Below are 19,592 nucleotides of genomic sequence, written 5' to 3'. Positions count from 1 at the left end.
AAAGGGCCGCGTGCGCAGCGCCGGCCCGGTTTGAGACAGGAGGGCAGCGCCCATGACCATCCACCAGAACCTGATCGCCGGCGAATGGGTCGGCGCGGACGCGGTGAAGAACATCAACCCGTCCAACACCAATGAGGTGGTCGGCGAGTATGCGCGCGCGTCCGCCGACGACGCGAAGGCGGCGATCGCCGCGGCCAAGGCGGCCTTTCCGGCCTGGTCTCGGTCCGGCGTTCTCGAGCGCCATGCGATCCTGAAGAAGACGGCCGATGAGATCACCGCCCGCAAGGACGAACTCGGCACACTGCTCGCGCGCGAGGAGGGCAAGACGCTGCCCGAGGCGATCGGCGAGACCGTCCGTGCCGCCCAGATCTTCGACTTCTTCGCCGGCGAGTGCCTGCGCCTGGCCGGTGAGGTTCTGCCGTCGGTGCGGCCGAACATCGGCGTCGAGATCACCCGCGAGCCGGTCGGCGTCGTCGGCATCATTACACCCTGGAACTTCCCGATCGCGATCCCGGCCTGGAAAATCGCCCCGGCGCTCGCCTACGGCAACACCGTCGTCTTCAAGCCGGCCGAGCTGGTCCCCGGCTGCGCCTGGGCGATCGTCGACATCCTTCACCGCGCCGGCCTGCCGAAGGGCGTGCTCAACCTCGTCATGGGCAAGGGCTCGGTCGTCGGCCAGGCGATGCTCGACAGCCCGGATGTGACCGCCATTACATTCACCGGCTCGACCGGCACCGGCAAGCGCGTCGCGGCCGCATCGATCGAGCACAATCGCAAGTTCCAGCTGGAGATGGGCGGCAAGAACCCGTTCGTGGTGCTGGACGATGCAGACCTTTCGGTCGCCGTCGAGGCTGCGGCCAATTCCGGCTTTTACTCCACCGGCCAGCGCTGCACGGCGTCGTCGCGGCTGATCGTCACCGAGGGGATCCACGACAGGTTCGTCGCCGCGCTGACGGAGAAACTGAAGGGCCTCGTCGTCGACGACGCGCTCAAGGCCGGTACTCATATCGGCCCGGTCGTCGACCAGACGCAGTTGAAGCAGGACACCGACTATATCGAGATCGGCCGGAAGGAGGGCGCAAGGCTCGCCTTCGGCGGCGACGTTTTGACGCGTGACAATCCGGGATTCTACCTGCAGCCGGCGCTGTTCACCGAGGCGACGAACGACATGCGCATCAGCCGGGAAGAAATTTTCGGTCCGGTGGCGGCGGTGATCCGGGTGAAGGACTACGAGGAAGCGCTGGCGCTCGCCAACGATACCCCGTTCGGGCTGTCGTCGGGCATCGCCACGACCAGCCTGAAGTACGCAACCCACTTCAAGCGCAACGCGGAGGCCGGCATGGTGATGGTGAACCTGCCGACCGCCGGCGTCGACTTCCACGTCCCGTTCGGCGGGCGCAAGGGGTCGTCCTATGGGCCGCGCGAGCAGGGCAAGTACGCCAACGAGTTCTACACGACGGTCAAGACCGCCTACACGCTGGCATGACCACGGTGCCCGGCACTGGCGCCGGGGCGTATCTCTCAAGGAACGAGACATGAAGAAGAAAGCGGAATGGCCGCGCAGGCTGAGGTCGCAGGAATGGTACGGCGGCACGAGCCGTGACGTGATCTACCATCGCGGCTGGCTGAAGAACCAGGGGTATCCGCACGACCTGTTCGACGGCCGCCCGGTCATCGGCATCCTTAACACCTGGTCGGACATGACGCCGTGCAACGGGCATCTGCGCGAACTCGCCGAGAAGGTGAAGGCGGGTGTCTGGGAAGCCGGCGGTTTCCCGCTCGAGGTGCCGGTGTTCTCGGCATCCGAAAACACCTTCCGCCCGACCGCAATGATGTACCGCAACCTCGCCGCGCTCGCGGTGGAGGAGGCGATCCGTGGCCAGCCGATGGATGGCTGCGTGCTGATGGTCGGCTGCGACAAGACCACCCCGTCGCTGCTGATGGGCGCCGCGTCCGTCGACCTGCCGTCGATCGTCGTCACCGGCGGGCCGATGCTGAACGGGTATTTCCGCGGCGAACGTGTCGGCTCCGGCACGCATCTGTGGAAGTTCTCCGAAATGGTGAAGGCCGGCGAGATGACGCAGGCCGAGTTCCTCGAGGCAGAAGCTTCGATGAGCCGGTCGTCCGGCACCTGCAACACCATGGGCACCGCCTCCACCATGGCCTCCATGGCCGAGGCGCTCGGCATGGCGCTTTCCGGCAATGCCGCGATCCCGGGCGTCGATTCCCGCCGCAAGGCGATGGCGCAGCTGACCGGCCGGCGGATCGTGCAGATGGTCAAGGACGACCTGAAGCCCTCCGACATCATGACCAAGCAGGCCTTCGAGAACGCCATTCGCACCAATGCGGCGATCGGCGGCTCGACCAACGCGGTGATCCACCTGCTGGCGATCGCCGGGCGCGTCGGCATCGATCTTTCGCTGGATGACTGGGACCGCTGCGGCCGCGACGTGCCGACCATCGTCAACCTGATGCCGTCGGGCAAGTACCTGATGGAGGAGTTCTTCTATGCCGGCGGCCTGCCGGTGGTGCTCAAGCGCCTCGGCGAGGCCGGGGTGCTGCACAAGGACGCGCTGACGGTGTCCGGAGAGACCGTCTGGGACGAGGTCAAGGACGTCGTCAACTGGAACGAGGACGTGATCCTGCCGGCCGAGAAGGCGTTGACGCAGTCGGGCGGCATCGTCGTCGTGCGCGGCAACCTCGCGCCGAAGGGAGCGGTGTTGAAGCCGTCGGCGGCCTCTCCGCATCTTTTGACGCATCGCGGCCGCGCCGTCGTGTTCGAGGACATCGACGACTACAAGGCCAAGATCAACGACGACAATCTCGACATCGACGAGACCTGCGTCATGGTCATGAAGAACTGCGGGCCGAAGGGGTATCCGGGCATGGCCGAAGTCGGCAACATGGGCCTACCGCCGAAGGTGCTGAAGAAGGGGATCACCGACATGGTGCGCATCTCTGACGCCCGCATGTCCGGCACCGCCTACGGTACCGTCGTGCTGCACACCTCGCCGGAAGCGGCGGTCGGCGGGCCGTTGGCCGTGGTCAGGAACGGTGACATGATCGAGCTGGACGTGCCGAACCGGCGCCTGCATCTCGACATTTCCGAGGAAGAACTGGCGCGGCGGCTTGCCGAGTGGAAGCCGCAGCATGAGCTACCGGCCTCCGGCTATGCCTGGTTGCACCAGCAGCACGTCGAAGGAGCCGATACCGGAGCCGACCTCGACTTCCTCAAGGGTTGTCGCGGCAGCGCCGTCGGCCGGGACAGCCACTAGCGGCGTCCGGAAGAGCCGAGCGAACGAAAGAGGCGGGGCAGGGCCCCGCCTTTTCATGTTGGTCCGGTTCGCCGGCGTTGCCACTGCATGCGCGACGAAACGGCTGCCAAGGCGATGCCCGGATGCCGGCGCAGTAGCGGTGCCCGATGCCGGCGTTGGCCGACCGACGTCTCAGCTCTGGCTTTGGCTTTGGCCTTTGGGCTCGACCGTGACGGAAACGCTCATCGTCTCCGCGGTGCTTCCGTGCACCAGGCCGGAAATCGGCGCGGCGTCGTTGTAGCAGAGACCGGTCGACAGACGCACGTAGCGGTCGTCCGGGCAGACGTTGTTGGCCGGGTCGAAGCCGACCCAGCCGAGCCCCTGGATATGCGTCTCGATCCAGGCGTGGCTGGCGGTCTGGTGTGTCTCGCCCTCCATCATCAGGTAGCCGGAGACATAGCGGGCGGGCAGCCCGAGCACGCGGGCGGCGGCAACAAAGGCGTGGGCGTGGTCCTGGCAGACCCCGGAGCCCGTTTCCAGGGCGCGCTCGGCGGTCGTCTCGGCGCCGGTTTCACCCGGCCTGTAGGCGATCGCCTTGTGAACCGCCGCCATCAGCGCGTGCATCCGCGCCAGGTCGTTGTCGCCTTCGGCCGTCCGTGCCAGCTCGCGCACGAGCTTGCCGGGCTTCGTCAACGGCGTTTCGCGCAGGTACAGCCACAGCGGCACGAAACCCTGGTGCGGGCCGAAGATGCCGGACCGGTCCTCCGTCTCGACTTCGCCCTCGGCGACGATGCGAATGGTGTGCTGCTCGGCATTGGTGCTGACGAGGTCGACGTGGTTGCCGAACTGGTCGTTGTAGCCCACCTCGACATGGGCGCCGTGCACCGTGGTCTTCCAGGCAATCACGGTCTGGCCGGGCTGGCTGCGCGGCGTCAGCCGCAGCCGCTGGAGCGAATACTGCACCGGTTCGTCATAGGTGTAGACGGTCGTGTGGCTGATCTTCAGATGCATCGCGCGCTCGTCGCCTTTCCTTTTCGCCCTACTGGTAGAACCGGTAGCCGTCGGAGATTTCCTGCCCCAGCCGGTTGTTGTGGGCGATGAACTCCTCGATGAACTCGTGCAGGCCCTGGTCCATGATGTCCTCCATCGTTCCGTTCTGCAGGAGGGTCAGCGTCGCCGAGGCCGTCTCGTGCGCGGCGTGGGTCTCGCCGTAGAGCTGGGCAAGATAGCCGAGATTGCTGACGATCTTGTCGTAGCTGAAGGCGAGCGAGCGCGGCATGCGGGGATTGAGAATAAGGAAGTCGGCGATGTTGCCCGCCTTGTACTCGCCCTCGTAGACCCAGCCGTAGGAGCGGTGCGCCGACACCGAGCGCAGGATCGACTCCCACTGCATGTTGTCGAGCGACGACCCCACCTGGGCGATTGCCGGCAGCAGCACGTAGTACTTCACGTCGAGGATGCGGGCGGTATTGTCCGCGCGCTCGATGAAGGTGCCGATGCGGGCGAAATTGTAGATGTCGTCGCGCAGCATCGTGCCGTGGAAGGCGCCGCGGATCAGGCCGGTGCGGCGCTTGATCGATTCGATGATCTCCGGCATGTCGGTCGGACGGGCCTTGCGCGCGAGCGCCTGCTTCAGGTCGATCCAGCACTCGTTGACGGCTTCCCAGGTTTCCCGCGTCAGCGCCGTCCGCACCATGCGGGCGTTGTTGCGCGCCGCCTCGATGCTGGACATGACGCATGACGCGTTGGTGCGGTCGCGCAGCAGGTAGTCGACGGCGTCCACGCTCGTCAGCTGGTCATGCACCTGGTCATAGTCGTCGCGCACGCCCGCGCTCTGCAACACGCCGTCCCAGTCGTCCTCGCGCGAATCGCTGCGGGTCAGCGACATGCGCAGGCCGGCATCGATCAGGCGCGCGGTGTTCTCGGCCCGCTCGATGTAGCGGAACATCCAGTAGAGGCCATTTGCGGTTCTGCCCAGCATCGCGTCTCAGTCCTCCAGAACCCAGGTGTCCTTGGTGCCGCCGCCCTGGCTGGAATTGACCACCAGCGATCCGGCCTTCAGCGCCACGCGGGTCAACCCGCCGGGGATGATCTGCACCCTGTCGGAGACGAGCACGTAGGGGCGCAGGTCGACATGGCGCGGCGCCACGCCCTTGTTGACGAGGATCGGGACGGTGGAAAGCGACAGGGTCGGCTGGGCGATGTAGTTGCCGGGCTTGGCCCTGAGCTTGTCGGCGAAGAGCGACCGCTCCTTCTTCGTCGCGGTCGGGCCGACCAGCATGCCGTAGCCGCCGGAGCCGTGAACCTCCTTGACCACGAGCTCGTGCAGGTTCTCGAGCACGTATTTCAAGCTGTCCGGTTCGGAGCAGCGCCAGGTCGGGACGTTCTCCAGCATCGCCTTGCGGCCGGTATAGAACTCGACGATCTCCGGCATGTAGGAGTAGATCGCCTTGTCGTCGGAGATGCCGGTGCCGGGGGCGTTGGCGATCGTGATATGACCGGCACGGTAGACGTCCATGATGCCGGGGATGCCTAGCGCGGAATCGGGGCGGAAGGTCAGAGGATCCAGGAAGTCGTCATCCACACGCCGGTAGAGCACGTCGATCGCCTCGTAGCCGCGCGTCGTCCGCATCTTCACCTTGCCGTCGATGACGCGCAGGTCCGACCCCTCGACCAGTTCGACGCCCATCATGTCGGCGAGGAAGGCGTGCTCGTAGAAGGCCGAGTTGTAGATGCCCGGCGTCAGCACGGCGACGCGGGGCTTGCCCGAGCAGCGCGTCGGGGCCAGCGAGGCGAGGCTCTGGCGCAGCAGGTTGGGATAGTTCTGGACCGGGAGCACCTTGTTCTGTTGGAACAGTTCCGGGAACATCTGCATCATCGTTTCCCGGTTCTCCAGCATGTAGCTGACGCCGGAGGGCGTTCGGGCATTGTCCTCCAGCACGTAGAACTGGTCCTCGCCGGTGCGCACGATGTCGGTGCCGACGATGTGGGTGTAGACGCCGCCCGGCGGCTTGAAGCCGATCATCTGCGGCAGGAACGCTTCGTTGCGCTCGATCAGTTCGCGCGGGATGCGTCCGGCCCTGATGATCTCCTGCTTGTGGTAGATGTCGTCGAGGAAGGCGTTCAGGGCGATCACCCGCTGCTCGATGCCCTGCGCCAGCCGGCGCCATTCGCGGCCGGAGATGATGCGCGGGATGATATCGAAGGGGATCAGCTTTTCGGAAGAGTCCGCGTGCCCGTAGACGGCGAAAGTGATGCCGGTCCTGCGGAAAATGTTTTCGGCATCCCTCGATTTGGCGATCAGGCGGGCCCGATCCTGAGCGGAATACCACCCGTAGTAGTCTTCGTAGGGCTGGCGCGGGATGGAGTCCGCATTCATCATTTCGTCAAATGCCAAAGGCCTGTTCCCCTTTTTTGTCATTTGAGTACAACGCAGGGAGCAATGCAAGAACCGTGCTCAATCGTTTGGCAAAATCGCGTGAGCCCATTTATGAGGCGTCGGCAGCGCGAGGGTGACCTGATCGGTTACCGCTGCATTGCCCCGGTCGCCCGCGCGCTGCCCACCGAAGGTGCAGATGCCGCCGGCGTGCGCATTGATCCTAGTCATCAACATTATTGTTTTGACCACCGCCGGGCAGGAGCCTATCGGTTCGCTGGAATCGCATGCCTTCCGGAGTTTTCATGTCGCTCGAACGTCTGGCGCCGGCCCTCTTCGTCCTGCTCTGGTCCACGGGGTGGGTCGCCGCCAAGTTCGGCGGGATCTATTCCGACCCGCTGACCTTCCTCAGCGTGCGCTACGCGACGGCGGCGGTCCTGTTCGCGGGGCTGTGCGGCCTGTCCGGCGTGCGCTGGCCCAGTGACGGCGCGACGACCGGCCACGCGGTCGTGTCCGGGATGTTCCTGCACGGCCTCTACCTCGCCGCGGTCTGGTGGGCGGTGGGGCAGGGCGTGCCGGCGGCGCTCTCCGGCATTATCGCGGCGCTGCAGCCACTGATGACGGCGCTCGCGGCTCCGCATTTCATCGGCGAGCGGCTGTCATCGGCGCAGAAGTTGGGGCTCTGCCTCGGCTTTGCCGGGGTTGCGATCGCGATCCTGCCGAAACTCGCCGGTGCCGGGCACGCCGACATTCCCGCCTTCGCGACCGCCGTCAACGTGCTCGGCATGGTCTCCGTCACCTACGGCACGATCTACCAGAAGCAGCACCTGCACAGCGGCGACATCCGCGCCATCGCAACCTTGCAGTATGTCGGTGCGCTGATCGTCACCCTGCCGCTCGCGCTCTTGCTCGAGCCGATGCAACTGCACCTGTCCTGGCAGTTCTGGGCGCTGCTCGCCTGGTCGGTACTCGGCATTTCGATGGGGGCGGTGCTGCTGCTGCTCTATCTTCTGCGCCGGGGGCAGGTGTCGCGGGCGGCCTCCCTGATCTACCTCGTTCCGCCGCTGGCGGCGATCGAGGCGGCCATCGCCTTCGGCGAGGAACTGACATTGCCGATGATCGCCGGGACGGTCATCGTCGTGATCGGGGTCTATCTGGCCAACCGCAAGGTGCCGCGCGCGGCGCCCGCGGAGTAGGCCGCCGGCAAACGGAAAATGGCGGGCCCAGGCCCGCCATCCGAAATTCTCGCCAACAAGCTGGTTCAGGCCTGCTCGCGCCGCTGGCCGTTCTGCCGTCGGCTCTGACCGTGGCGGCCGCCATTGCCGCTGGCGTGCCGGCCACCGCCGCCGTGATTGCGGTTGCGGCCTTCGCCGTGCTTCTGGTCGGGCCGGCCCGGTGCGTGACGGTTCTGAGCGCCATCATGGGCGTCCGGGCGCGCCTCCTTGCGCTTCTGCGGGCGATCGGAAAAGCCGCGATCGACGATCTGGCCATCGGGGCGCCCGCCGGCGGCGTGCTGTTCGGGGCGGCCCTGGCCACCGCGTGCACCCTGGCCCTGCGGCCGGGGCTGGCGCTGCTGGCCGCCATTGCGCTGGCCACCATTGCCGCCACGCCCCTTGCGCGACTTGCCGCCCGGTCCGGGAAGCGCCACCGGCGCGTCGCCGCTGGCGACAGCGATCGAGATGCCCATCAGCTTCTCGATGTCGCGCAGCAACCGGATGTCGTCGGGCGCGCAGAAGGCGATCGCGACGCCGTCGCGGCCGTTGCGGGCGGTGCGGCCGATGCGGTGGACATAGGCGTCCGGCACTTCCGGCAGGTCATAGTTGTAGACATGGGTGACACCGGGAATGTCGATGCCACGCGCGGCGACGTCTGTTGCCACCAGCACGCGGATCTCGCCGTCGCGGAACGCCTTCAACGCGCGTTCGCGCTGGCCCTGGCTCTTGTTGCCGTGGATCGACGCTGCCTTGAAGCCGACGTGGTCGAGGTGCTTCATCAGCTTTTCGGCGCCGTGCTTGGTGCGCGAGAAGATCAGCGAGAGCCCGTCCGGGTTGTCGGTGAGCGACTGTTTCAGGATCTGGGTCTTCTGGTCCTTACCGGGGACGAAGTGGACATACTGCTCCACCTTGTCGGCGGCCTTGCCCGGCGGGGTCACCTCCACCTTCATCGGATTGGTGAGATATTCGCCGGCAAGCTCGGCGATCAGTTTCGGCATGGTGGCCGAGAACAGCAGCGTCTGGCGGTTCTTCGGCACGAGCTTAGAAATCTTGCGCAGGTCGTGGATGAAGCCGAGGTCGAGCATCTGGTCGGCTTCGTCGAGGACGAGGTAGCGGCCCTGCGTCAGCGTCACCGCCTTGCGGGCCACGAGGTCAAGCAGACGGCCGGGGGTGGCGACGAGGATGTCGGTGCCGCGCTCCAGCATCTGCGACTGCTTGTTGATCGAGGCGCCGCCGACCACGGTGACGACGCGCAGCGGCGTCTTCTTCACGAAGTCGCGCAGGTTGTCGGCGATCTGGTTCACCAGCTCCCGCGTCGGTGCGAGCACGAGGGCGCGAATGTTGCGGGGGTCCGGGCGGCGGGCCTCGGCCAGCAGCCTTTCGATCATCGGCAGGCCAAAGGCAGCGGTCTTGCCGGTGCCGGTCTGGGCCAGGCCGATCAGGTCGTTGCCGGCCAGCACCAGCGGAATCGCCTTTTGCTGGATCGGAGTCGGTTTGTCGAAGCCGAGGGCTGCGAGCGCAGAGAGAACGTTCTTCGACAGCCCGAGGTCGTGAAAAGTGGTCAAATGAATAGCCTTTCGGGGCGCCAGACGCATCGACCGGACGGGCACCATGCCGATCCGGTTTCGTCTGGCGTCAAGAACCCCGCGTGAATTGGGAACTTGTGGGTTGGTAGCGGCGTCTGGCGCAGTTCTCCGCGCATTGGCGGAACGATTTCGCTTGCGCTGATCCTTCTTCCGCGATCCAATTGGGGTTTCGCAGGGCTCGCTCACGCGGCGGCCGGAAGGTGACGCGCGTTCCATGTCGTGGTTTTGAGCACGAAAGTCAAGCGATAGTTTCGCAGGTGCAGCATGCCACTCCTGCACCTCACCCGCGCCGGGAACATCGCTTTGCGCCTGGCGTTGGGCACAGAGACGGTTGCAGCCGCACGTGCGGCTCCGGCAATCGCATGCCGATGCCAGTTGTCCCCAAGGAGTAACGGACCATGACGAAGACTTGGATTCTCGCCGCTGACGGTAACCAGGCTCGCCTGCTGAAGGGCGTCAATTTTCTCAAGGGCGACGACCACAAAAGCCCGGAACAGGAAATCTTTCGCACCGAGCCGAAGAAGATGCAGGACATCATGAGCGATCGGCCGGGCCGGGCCTATGCCTCGAACGGCAAGGGACGCTCGGCGATGGAATACTCGAGTGACCCCGTGCGGGACGAGCAGCAGCGGTTCACGGCCGAGGTGGCCGAGAAGCTCGAGGACTATGCCGGCGCTGACGCCTTCGATCGCCTCATCGTCTGCGCCGCCCCGCAGACACTCGGCGCGCTGCGCCACATGCTGGGGGCCAAGTCGCGCGAGCGAATGACCGCGGAGATCGACAAGGACTACACCAACCTGCCGACCGACAAGCTCGTCTCGACGGTACGGTCGATCATGTTCGAATAGGTTGCCACCGACGCTGGCGTTTGCCGTGCTCGTTCGGCGCCACCGTTACCACCATTGCCTGAGTTGTCGCGCCCTGGCGGCGCTTGGTATCGTCTGACCATGACATAAGGGGGAGCCGCGATGCGTACGGGTAGAGTCTTGTTCCTGGCGTTGCTCAGCCTCTGTGCGGCCGCTCCCGTAGTGGCGGAGACGCCTGTCGAGCGCGGCGCGTATCTCGTACAGTTCGGCGGCTGCAATGATTGCCATTCGCCGGGCTATTTCTTCGGCAAGATGTCGCCGGAAACCGCCCTGTCCGGCTCGGACGTCGGTTTCCAGCTGCCGCAGGGAACCTTCGTTGCCCCCAACCTGACGCCAGACCCGGAGATGGGACTGGGAACCTGGTCGGAGGAGCAGATCGTCGCCGCCTTGCAGACGGGGGTGCGGCCGGATGGCCGCATGTTGGCCGACATCATGCCCTGGCGTGCGCTTGCCAATCTGACGAAGGACGACGCCACCGCGATCGCGGTCTATCTGAAGTCGCTGACGCCGGTGCAGAACCGGGTCCCGGGCCCGCTTGCGCCGGGAACGAAGGCGGACTTCCCGGTGATGACCATCATCTTCCCGGAAGGCATGGCGCCGCCTGGGAAATGACGGGTTCCGTCGCCTCTGGGTGGAAAAATCGTGCGCCTGTGCACAACCTCCCGGAGAGCGAAACGAAAGCTTAACCATCTGTTCAAATCCGCCATGCTAGTCACCTGGGGCGAGGAGCGCCATTTGCTCCCCGTTCGGGAAGCGTTTTCGTGGTTGAAGTGCAGGACGATTTGTTGGCTACCGCCTGCGAGCAAGTTTGCTCGCAGAACGTGCCTGCCTACATCAAGGGCAGCGATCTGCGATATCTCGCCGTCAACGCGGCGTTCTGCGCGCTGTTCGGCGTGGAGGCGGATGCCGTTGTCGGCCGCGCCGCGGAAGCGCTCGGCGAGATTGCGGGGCACGAGGACAGGAGCGAGCACGAGCGTCGGTGTCTCGTGTTCGGCCGCGAGGAGACCGCGCGCTATCATCATGTCTCGAGCCGCGCCGATTTCGTCATCTCGTTGCGGCGGCAACGGATCTCCGCGGAAGTGTCGATCCTGATCGGAACTTTCGAGCCGGCCGACGGGTCGCGTCAGCCAGTCCCTCCGGGACGAGAAGGCGAGCCGCGGTCAGCGGGAGAAACGGCGGCCGCCGCCGGACAAGCAGCCATTCGAGTCTTGCTGCCGGCGACGCAAGGCGCGACGGGCGGTTTGTCGCCGGTGGAACATGTCCTTGACGCCGCCGGCACGGGCGTTGCCATCTTCGCCACGGATGGCCGCCTGATGCACGCCAACCGTGTCATGCGGGATTTCTACCGGGCCGTGGTTGGCGACGTGCAGGACGGCCAGCTCACACTTGCCAGGATCCTGGCGGCGATTCACGACGTCGAGACGCCGGCCGACGAACAGACCGGGCGGGAGGCCTGGATCGCGCAGCGGCTCGACGAATGCGAACTGCCCCTTTTCGAGCGGGTGACCCGCACGGTCGCCGGCGGATGGATGCGGGTTGTGACCCAACGTCGCCCCGACGGGACACTCGTCGTGTTGCGTTCCGACGTGACAGCACTGAAGGAGAACGAGGGCCGGTTGCGCCAGCAGGGCGAGGAGATCGCCCTTTACCGAGCGCTGCTCGACCAGTTGCCGGTCGCCACCTATGTGCGTGACGAGGCGCAGCGGCTGGTGTTCGCAAACCGGGCGTTTCTCGACCTGACCGGCGCGACGGCCACGGACATCCTCGGCAAGACCACGAAGGAGATGTTTCCCCGCCAGGGCGAACTCTTCCACGCCAAGAACCAGAGGGTTCTCGACAGCGGCGAACTGATCGAGGCTGAAATCGACTGCGTACGGCCCGACGGGTCTGTGGTCCCGACGATCTCCCGCGCTTACCGCGTGACCTCGGCGGACGATCGCAACTACCTGATCGGTTCGATCACCGACACGACGCCGCTCAAGCGCCGGGAGGACCTGCTGATCGAGGCGCGACGTCAGGCTGAGGCGAACCGGTCGGACCTCGAAAGCATTGTCGCCTCGCTCTACGTCGGTATTGTCGTCGTCGACGAGACTTCGACGATCGAACTCGTGAATGGTGCCTTCGAGAGCCTCTGGGACGGGGAACTGCCGCTTTTGCAGGGCAAGCCGCTGGCCGACCTGCTGCGCTTCAAGCATGAGCGAGGGGAGAGGATCGGGTCGCAGGGGGACCTTTGCGACACCGACCACGAGACGTGGCTCCAGCGGGTCCGTGACGGCTGCTTCCCCTCTCGCGAGGTCAGCTATGTCAATGGCCGGACCCTGATCGAGTCCGGCCAGCCGATCTCGGACGGGCGATGCCTGCTGACCTATCTCGACATCACCGAGCGCCGCGAGCACGAGCGCGAGGTGCTGGAGACGCGCACCGCGCTGGAGGAGATCGGCAGCCTTGTCAAGGACGCGATGGCGGCAATGGGCCAGGGGCTGCTGATCATCGACAACGACCGCATCGAGCTGGCCAACGAGGCGCTGATCGCGATGGCCGGTGCGTCGCCGGATCTGCTGCAGCCGGGCGCGCTGCTGCAGGACCTCGTCGAAGACTGCGCGCGGCGCGGCATGTTCGGCGTCGCCGACGGCCGGCGGGTCGAGGTGCGCGACTTCCTGTCGACCCTTTTGCGCGACCGCCACGCCTCGATCGTCTACCAGAGCGCCAAGGGTCGCTGGCTGCAGCTCGAGGCGCGGCCGACCGAGCACGGGCGCATCGTCCTGGTGTTCTCCGACATCAGCGAATTGAAGGCGCGTGAGGACGAGTTGCGCCAGCTCGTGGTGCGCGCCGAGACGGCCGACAAGGCAAAGTCGGAGTTTCTGGCCAACATGAGCCACGAGATCCGCACACCGATGAACGGCGTTCTCGGCATGGCCGAACTGCTGGCGAAGTCCAATCTCGACACCCGCCAGAAGACCTTCATCGACATCATCGTGAAATCGGGCAACGCCCTGCTGACGATCATCAATGACATCCTCGACTTCTCCAAGATCGACGCCGGGCAGATGAGCCTGCGCGCGGCGCCGTTCAATCCGGTGGAGGCGGTTGAGGACGTGGCGACGCTGCTGGCGGCAAAGGCGGACGAAAAGGACATCGAACTGATCGTGCGCGGCACCGTCGATATTCCGGCGGTCGTGCTGGGCGATGCGGGGCGGTTCCGCCAGATCGTTACCAACCTTGTCGGCAATGCGGTGAAGTTCACCGACCATGGCCATGTGCGGATCGACATGGCGGCGATGGCAATCGAGGACGGCAAGATCGAGCTTTGCGTGCGCGTCGAGGATACCGGCGTCGGCATTCCGGACGACAAGTTGGCCTCGGTATTCGAGCAGTTCTCGCAGGTCGACTCCTCTTCCACCCGTCGACACGAGGGAACGGGCCTCGGCCTCGCAATCACCGACGGTCTGGTGTCGCTGTTCGGCGGCAAGCTGTCCGCGGAGAGCGCCGTTGGCAAGGGCTCGGTCTTCACCGTGTCATTGCCGATGGCGGTGGAGGCATCGACCGGTTCGGCAGCCGCCGTTCCGGTCAATCTGCGCGGTGCACGAATTCTGGTCGTCGACCGCAACGAAGCGACCCGCGGGGTTGCAAGGGAGTTGCTGACGGAGTGGGGGTTCGATGTCACCGCCGTCGCGAAGCCCGACGAAGCGCTCGCCTTGCTGTCGGCCGCCGCCTCGATCGACATCACCGTCGATGCGGCGATCGTCGACAAGGATTTGCGCGACGGCGGCGGCCGCCGCCTGCTCGAGGCAATCCGCGAGGATTTCCCGCAGACCGCGCTGATTGCGCTTTCCGCGCTCGGCGCGCGGACGCTGGAGCAAGGCTTCGATGTGCCCGAGACGGACGCCCACCTGATGAAGCCGATCCGCGCCGGGCTGCTGCGCGAGACCGTATGCAACGTGATCCGCTCCGCCCGCCATCGAGGATCTGCCGGAGCCGTCCCGCCGGCGGCCACGAGCGATACCCCCGCCACCGTGCCGCTACGTCTCCTCGACGGCGGTCCGGTGCCGGTCGACGTGCTTGTCGCCGAAGACAACGAGGTCAACCAGATCCTTTTCCGGCAACTGCTCGAGGGGGCGGGCGTCAGTTTCCAGCTGGTCACCGACGGCGAGCAGGCCGTGGAAGCGTTCAGGCGGCTGCAGCCGCGGATGATCCTGATGGACGTGTCGATGCCGGTGATGAGCGGTCACCAGGCAACGCGCGCCATTCGCGAGATCGAGACCGGTTCCGGGGGACGGGTGCCGATCGTCGCGGTCACGGCACATGTGCTCGACGGCGACCGCGAGGCCTGCCTATCCGCGGGAATGGACGACTATCTGGCCAAGCCCATCAGCATCGACAGGCTGGAGGAAATGATCGATCGCTGGCTGAACACCGCCCGCAGGGCCAATGCCAACGGCACGACACTTCATTAGCTCAAACGGCTATGGCCGCCGCTGTCCGCAGAGCATTTCCCGCTTTCCGGCGAAGCCGCGCCTGCGTTCCACCGAAAAGCCGGCGGCGGCGAGGTTGCGCCGGACGAAGCCGGCTGCGGCATAGGTCGCGAACGTGCCGCCAGGGCGGGTGTGGGCGAACACCTCTGCCATTAGCTCCGCCGACCACATGTCCGGATTGCGGGACGGCGCGAAACCGTCGAGGTACCAGGCGTCGAAGGAAAGCCGGCTCCACCCCAGTCGCTCGAGTGCCGGGCCGACGATCACCGTCAGCCGGGTCCGCTCATCGAGCGTCAGGTCGATCATTTCCCGGCTTCCCGGTGCATCGGGCCACAACGCGGTCAGCGCACCGCGCTCGCCGTTGATCTCGGGCCAGTGCGCCAGCGCGCGGTCGATGGCCTCGCGCGCAAGCGGGAAACGCTCGAAGGAAACGAAATGCAGGCATCCGCTTCCGGCGGATGCCGCGCGCCACTGGCGCCAGGTCTCGCAGAGGTTGAGCCCGGTTCCGAACCCGAGTTCGCCGATGGTGAAGTCGCCGCCCCCGGCCCAGCGGTCGGGCAGGCCGTTGCAGCCGAGAAAGACGTGACCGCATTCGAGCCTGCCGTCCGTGCGGCAATAAAAGTGATCGCCATAAGCCGGCGAATAGGGCATATCGCCCTCATGCCAGTCGAGGGTCAAACTACTCGCCGCAGGCGCGGCGTCGGGAGCATTGTCAGCCATGCCGGCAGTCGATAGTCGCGCCGGCCGTCCTGGTCAACCGGTGCCGGACGTGCTGGTGGTCGGCGCCGGGATCATGGGGCTGTGGGCCGCGCTGATGGCGGCGCGCGCCGGGCTGTCCGTGCTCGTGCTGGAAGGCGACGACGTCGGCGCCGGCGCCAGCGGCGGCCTGCTGGGTGCGCTGATGCCGCACCTGCCGGACCGGTGGAACGCCAAGAAGCAGTTCCAGTTCGAGTCCCTGGTTTCGCTCGAGACCGAGATCGCCGAACTGGAGGCGGCGACAGGCCTGTCTGCCGGGTATCGCCGTACCGGCCGGCTGATCCCGCTCGGCGCCGGACATCAAGGCGATCGCGCCAGGCGGCATGCTCGTGACGCCGCCGAAAACTGGCGGGTGCCGGGCCGCAGCTTCACCTTTGACCTTGTCGATGCCGCACCGACCGCGCAATGGCCGGCGCCGGACGCCATGCCCGCCGGGCTGGTGTTCGACAGCCTGGCGGGCCGGGTCTGGCCACGGGGGCTGCTGGCGTTGCTGCGCGCCGCGCTTGCCGCCATGCCGAAGGCGACCATCCGCACAGGATGCGAGGTGCGAGCGGTCGACGGCGCGACGCGAGCCGTGGTGCTGGCCGACGGCGAGCGGATCGCCGGCGGCCACCTTATCCTTTCCGCCGGCGTTGCGAGCTTCGCGCTGCTCGCAGCGATGGGGCCCGCGACGCCTCGGCCGGTCGGCTGCGCAGTCAAGGGACAGGCGGCGCTGTTTCGGGCGGACGTCGACCCGGCTTTGCCGGTCCTGTTCAGCGACGGTGTCTATGTCGTTCCGCACGAGGACGGATACTGTGCGGTCGGCAGCACGAGCGAGGACCGCTTCACCGATCCGGTTTCCACCGATCGCCTGCTGGACGAGACCATTGCCGGGGCCTTCCGACTGGCGCCGATCCTCCGCTCGGCCGAGTGCGTCGAGCGCTGGGCCGGGGTGCGGCCGAAGGCGATCGGACGCGACCCGATGGCGGGGCGTCACCCGGTGTTTCCCGGCATCAGCCTGTTGACCGGCGGCTTCAAGATCAGCTTCGGCGTCGCGCACGAACTGGCGCGCGCGGTCGTCGATGAGGCAAAAGGCGACAGCCCGGCGCGGCTGCCGCCTTCCTTCACGGTCGAGGCGCATCTGGAGGCTGCGCGCCGTGATCGGACGTGATCGTCACATCCAGTAGGGGCGGATGCCGTAGTAGTCGTGGATGCGCTGGCCGTTGTCGCGGCTCCAGTCGTAGTCCATTCCGCTCTCGTAGTGCGGCGCGGCTTCCACCTGTTCCTTGGTCACGTCGATCCGGTAGCCGCCGAGGCCGACGTCATAGTCCAGCTTGCTCCACGGCACGGGGTAATGATGGTGGCCGATGCCGAGGAAGCCGCCGAAGCTGAGCACGGCATAGGAGACCTGTCCGGTCAGCTTGTCGAGGATCAGGCGTTCGACCGAGCCGATGTGCTTGCCATCGGCGCCGTAGACTGCGGTGCCTTCGACCTTGTCGCTGGCGATCAGCGCTTCGGTCTCACGGATGTTGGCGTCGTATGAGGTCATCGTTCTACTCCCTGTCTGTTGTGTCGGTGACAATGCGCTGAGGGACGTGATTGTTCCGGTCTTGCGGAGCCGGGTACGGCCATCATCGCGCCGACGGCGATCGCCCGGGCGGTGCTGCCCGAGACCGTTTTCCGGCTTGGGAGAGACCGCATTTCGCCTCGACTTTCTCGTCTCGGGTGCTACCGTTCGGGCGTGCATCCAGGGGTGAAACGATGTCCGAAACGACCTATCCGCGCGATCTCGTCGGCTACGGCCGAACGCCGCCGCACCCGCGCTGGCCGGGCGACGCGCATATCGCCGTCCAGTTCGTCGTCAATTACGAGGAGGGCGGCGAGAGCTGCGTGCTCGACGGCGATCCGGCGTCCGAATTCCTGCTGTCGGAGATCGTCGGGGCGCAGCCCTGGCCGGGCCAGCGCAACCTCAACATGGAATCGATCTATGAGTACGGCGCGCGCGCCGGCTTCTGGCGGCTGTGGCGGCTGTTCACCGACCGCAACGTGCCGGTCACCGTCTACGGCGTGACCCTGGCGATGGCGCGCAATCCCGAAGCCGTCGCCGCGATGAAGGAGGCCGGTTGGGAGATCGCCAGCCACGGTTATCGCTGGCTGGAATACAAGGACTTTGCGGAGGAGGCCGAGCGCCGGCACATCCGCGAGGCGGTGCGGCTCCATACCGAGCTGACCGGTTCGCATCCGCTCGGCATGTACCAGGGCAAGCCGTCGGCGAACACGCTGCGGCTGGTGATGGAGGAGGGCGGGTTCGTCTATTCCTCCGATTCCTATGCCGACGACCTGCCCTACTGGGTGGAGGGCAACGGCGAGCCCTTCCTGATCATCCCCTATACGCTTGAGACGAACGACATGCGCTTTGCCACGCCGCAGGGTTTCAATGCCGGCGACCAGTTCTTCACCTATCTGAAGGATGCCTTCGACGTGCTGTACCAGGAAGGCCGGGAGGGCAGCCCGAAGATGCTGAACGTCGGCCTGCATTGCCGGCTTGTCGGCCGCCCCGGGCGCGTCGCCGCGCTGGCGCGCTTCGTCGACTACGTGCTCTCGCACGACAAGGTCTGGGTACCGCGCCGAATCGACATTGCAAGGCACTGGCACGAGCACCACAAGCCGGAGACAGGCACGCCATGACCCGCGCCGACTTCATCGCCCGCTTCGGCGGCGTGTTCGAACACTCGCCCTTCGTCGCCGAGCGCGCCTTCGATGCGGGCCCGATCGGCGAGCCGCTGACGGCAGGCGCCGTGCACGCGGCGATGGCGGCCCAGTTCCGGGCCGCTTCCGCCGGCGAGCAACTCGCGGTCCTGCGCGCCCATCCCGATCTCGCCGGCCGGCTCGCGATCGCTGGCGAGCTGACCGAGGACAGCCGCAAGGAGCAGGCCGGCGCGGGCCTCGACCGGCTCAGCGCGCAGGAGCATGCGCGCTTCACGGCGCTGAATGCCGCCTATGTGGCAAAATTCGGCTTTCCCTTCATCATCGCGGTGAAGGGGCTGGGCAAGGACGACATTCTTGCCGCGTTCGAGACGCGGATCGAAAATTCGCGCGAGCAGGAATTCGAGACGGCCAAGGCGCAGGTCGAGCGAATCGCGCTGCTGCGGCTCGCGGCCCTGGTTCCGGGAGAGGGCGATGCCTGAGCCGTCCGAGCCGCGCCGCGTGCCGGTCGTCCTGCCGGTGCGGGCGCTGACGAAGGAGGCGTTCGCGCCGTTCGGCTCCCTGATCGAGGCCGACCCTTCGACCATGCGACACATCAACGCCGGCACGACGGAGCGCTACCACGCGCTCGCCGAAGCGGAGGTGACCGGGCAGGACGCACGCGTCATCATCAACATCTTCCGCGGCAGCCCGCGCGTATTTCCCTATGTCGTCGACATGGTGGAGCGTCACCCGCTCGGCAGCCAAAGCTTTTCGCCGATCGACAATCGTCCCTGGCTGGTGGTCGTGGCGCAGGACGAGGGCGGCCGGCCGGGCGCGCCGCAGGCGTTCCTGGCTAGCGGCCGGCAGGGCATCAACTACCGGCGCAACGTCTGGCACCACCCGCTGATGGCGGTCGGCGCCGCCAGCGACTTCCTTGTCGTCGACCGCAGCCCCGCGGACGGCAACCTCGAGGAGTTCTTCTACGAAATGCCCTACATCATCGAGAGCCCGGAGGTGACGCCGTGACGAGCCGTGGACGACTGACCACCCACGTTCTCGATACCGCCCGCGGCCGGCCGGCGGCCGGGCTCGCGATCGAGCTGTATCGCTACGAGCCGCAGGGCGACCGCCTGTGGATCGCCACTGCGACGACCAATGCCGACGGGCGCGTCGATGCCCCGCTGATCGAAGGCGACGATTTTCTCGCCGGAACCTACGAGCTCCTGTTCCATGCCGGGGACTACCTGCGCAGGAGCGGCGCCGGCGTCACCGACCCGGCCTTCCTCGATCTCATCCCCTTTCGCTTCGGCGTCGCCGATCCGTCCGGGCACTACCACGTGCCGCTGCTTCTTTCGCCCTACGGCTACTCGACCTACCGCGGGAGTTGACCGGCGCACCGGA

17 protein-coding genes are annotated in these 19,592 nt (G+C 66.4%); 11 read left to right on the top strand and 6 right to left on the bottom strand.

Annotation, left to right across the window (positions count from 1 at the left end):
• Window positions 1-52: 52 nt before the first annotated feature.
• Window positions 53-1,486, top strand: a complete 1,434-nt coding sequence (locus tag ACXAGF_RS14205) for an aldehyde dehydrogenase family protein (RefSeq protein ID WP_475018047.1) — start codon at window positions 53-55, stop codon at window positions 1,484-1,486.
• 49 nt (window positions 1,487-1,535) lie between these two features.
• Window positions 1,536-3,275 carry an L-arabinonate dehydratase gene (gene araD / locus ACXAGF_RS14200; RefSeq protein ID WP_475018046.1) on the top strand — a complete coding sequence of 580 codons (1,740 nt, stop codon included), beginning with the start codon at window positions 1,536-1,538 and terminating at the stop codon, window positions 3,273-3,275.
• A 171-nt stretch (window positions 3,276-3,446) separates the two neighbouring features.
• Here the strand turns inward: araD and ACXAGF_RS14195 are convergent, their stop codons facing one another.
• From ACXAGF_RS14195 to ACXAGF_RS14185, 3 genes are read right to left on the bottom strand one after another with little or no spacing between them, the layout of a single operon-like run.
• Window positions 3,447-4,265 (bottom strand): transglutaminase family protein, encoded by an 819-nt coding sequence (locus ACXAGF_RS14195; protein ID WP_475018045.1) that lies wholly within the window; start codon window positions 4,263-4,265, stop codon window positions 3,447-3,449.
• Between the two features lie 28 nt (window positions 4,266-4,293).
• On the bottom strand, window positions 4,294-5,235 hold the full coding sequence (locus ACXAGF_RS14190; RefSeq protein ID WP_475018044.1) for an alpha-E domain-containing protein: 942 nt from the start codon (window positions 5,233-5,235) through the stop codon (window positions 4,294-4,296).
• A gap of 6 nt (window positions 5,236-5,241) precedes the next feature.
• Complete coding sequence (locus tag ACXAGF_RS14185; protein WP_475019299.1) at window positions 5,242-6,636, bottom strand: circularly permuted type 2 ATP-grasp protein; 1,395 nt, start codon at window positions 6,634-6,636, stop codon at window positions 5,242-5,244.
• A 299-nt stretch (window positions 6,637-6,935) separates the two neighbouring features.
• Between ACXAGF_RS14185 and ACXAGF_RS14180 the strand changes: the two genes are divergently transcribed.
• Window positions 6,936-7,826, top strand: coding sequence for a DMT family transporter (locus ACXAGF_RS14180; protein ID WP_475018043.1), 891 nt, complete (start codon window positions 6,936-6,938; stop codon window positions 7,824-7,826).
• 65 nt (window positions 7,827-7,891) lie between these two features.
• Here the strand turns inward: ACXAGF_RS14180 and ACXAGF_RS14175 are convergent, their stop codons facing one another.
• Window positions 7,892-9,409: a DEAD/DEAH box helicase gene (locus tag ACXAGF_RS14175; RefSeq protein WP_475018042.1), complete on the bottom strand. Its 1,518-nt coding sequence runs from the start codon at window positions 9,407-9,409 to the stop codon at window positions 7,892-7,894.
• Window positions 9,410-9,828: 419 nt separating this feature from the next.
• Here ACXAGF_RS14175 and ACXAGF_RS14170 point away from each other — a divergent pair, with 419 nt between their 5' ends.
• The 3 genes from ACXAGF_RS14170 to ACXAGF_RS14160 all read left to right on the top strand — a co-directional run bounded on the left by ACXAGF_RS14170 (window position 9,829) and on the right by ACXAGF_RS14160 (window position 14,750).
• Window positions 9,829-10,278: a host attachment protein gene (locus ACXAGF_RS14170; protein ID WP_475018041.1), complete on the top strand. Its 450-nt coding sequence runs from the start codon at window positions 9,829-9,831 to the stop codon at window positions 10,276-10,278.
• Between the two features lie 120 nt (window positions 10,279-10,398).
• The gene (locus ACXAGF_RS14165) at window positions 10,399-10,908 is read left to right on the top strand and encodes a c-type cytochrome (protein WP_475018040.1); all 510 of its coding nucleotides are present in this window, start codon (window positions 10,399-10,401) and stop codon (window positions 10,906-10,908) included.
• A gap of 173 nt (window positions 10,909-11,081) precedes the next feature.
• A complete protein-coding gene (locus ACXAGF_RS14160) occupies window positions 11,082-14,750 on the top strand; it encodes a PAS-domain containing protein (RefSeq protein ID WP_475018039.1) in 3,669 nt (1,222 codons plus the stop codon).
• 9 nt (window positions 14,751-14,759) lie between these two features.
• Here the strand turns inward: ACXAGF_RS14160 and mnmC2 are convergent, their stop codons facing one another.
• A complete protein-coding gene (gene mnmC2 / locus ACXAGF_RS14155; RefSeq protein WP_475018038.1) occupies window positions 14,760-15,488 on the bottom strand; it encodes a tRNA (5-methylaminomethyl-2-thiouridine)(34)-methyltransferase MnmC2 in 729 nt (242 codons plus the stop codon).
• A gap of 40 nt (window positions 15,489-15,528) precedes the next feature.
• On the opposite strand from mnmC2, the gene ACXAGF_RS14150 reads away from it, so the two are divergent.
• Window positions 15,529-16,674, top strand: coding sequence for an NAD(P)/FAD-dependent oxidoreductase (locus ACXAGF_RS14150; protein WP_475019298.1), 1,146 nt, complete (start codon window positions 15,529-15,531; stop codon window positions 16,672-16,674).
• A 3-nt stretch (window positions 16,675-16,677) separates the two neighbouring features.
• On the opposite strand, the gene ACXAGF_RS14145 is transcribed toward ACXAGF_RS14150, so the two are convergent.
• A complete protein-coding gene (locus ACXAGF_RS14145) occupies window positions 16,678-17,052 on the bottom strand; it encodes a PRC-barrel domain-containing protein (protein ID WP_475018036.1) in 375 nt (124 codons plus the stop codon).
• 212 nt (window positions 17,053-17,264) lie between these two features.
• On the opposite strand from ACXAGF_RS14145, the gene puuE reads away from it, so the two are divergent.
• From puuE to uraH, 4 genes are read left to right on the top strand one after another with little or no spacing between them, the layout of a single operon-like run.
• On the top strand, window positions 17,265-18,191 hold the full coding sequence (gene puuE, locus ACXAGF_RS14140) for an allantoinase PuuE (RefSeq protein WP_475018034.1): 927 nt from the start codon (window positions 17,265-17,267) through the stop codon (window positions 18,189-18,191).
• Window positions 18,188-18,691 (top strand): 2-oxo-4-hydroxy-4-carboxy-5-ureidoimidazoline decarboxylase, encoded by a 504-nt coding sequence (uraD, locus tag ACXAGF_RS14135; protein WP_475018032.1) that lies wholly within the window; start codon window positions 18,188-18,190, stop codon window positions 18,689-18,691. Before puuE ends, uraD begins: the two co-directional genes overlap by 4 nt.
• Window positions 18,684-19,217, top strand: a complete 534-nt coding sequence (locus ACXAGF_RS14130; protein WP_475018030.1) for an ureidoglycolate lyase — start codon at window positions 18,684-18,686, stop codon at window positions 19,215-19,217. Before uraD ends, ACXAGF_RS14130 begins: the two co-directional genes overlap by 8 nt.
• Entirely contained in the window at window positions 19,214-19,579 is a 366-nt protein-coding gene (gene uraH, locus ACXAGF_RS14125) for a hydroxyisourate hydrolase (protein WP_475018028.1), read from the top strand. The genes ACXAGF_RS14130 and uraH overlap by 4 nt, the downstream gene beginning before the upstream one ends.
• The last annotated feature ends 13 nt before the right edge of the window (window positions 19,580-19,592 follow it).

The organism is Mycoplana sp. ABR4_002 (genome assembly GCF_056159645.1).
Note: the sequence above shows the minus strand (reverse complement) of the source record. Positions and strands in the feature narration are given on the sequence as shown.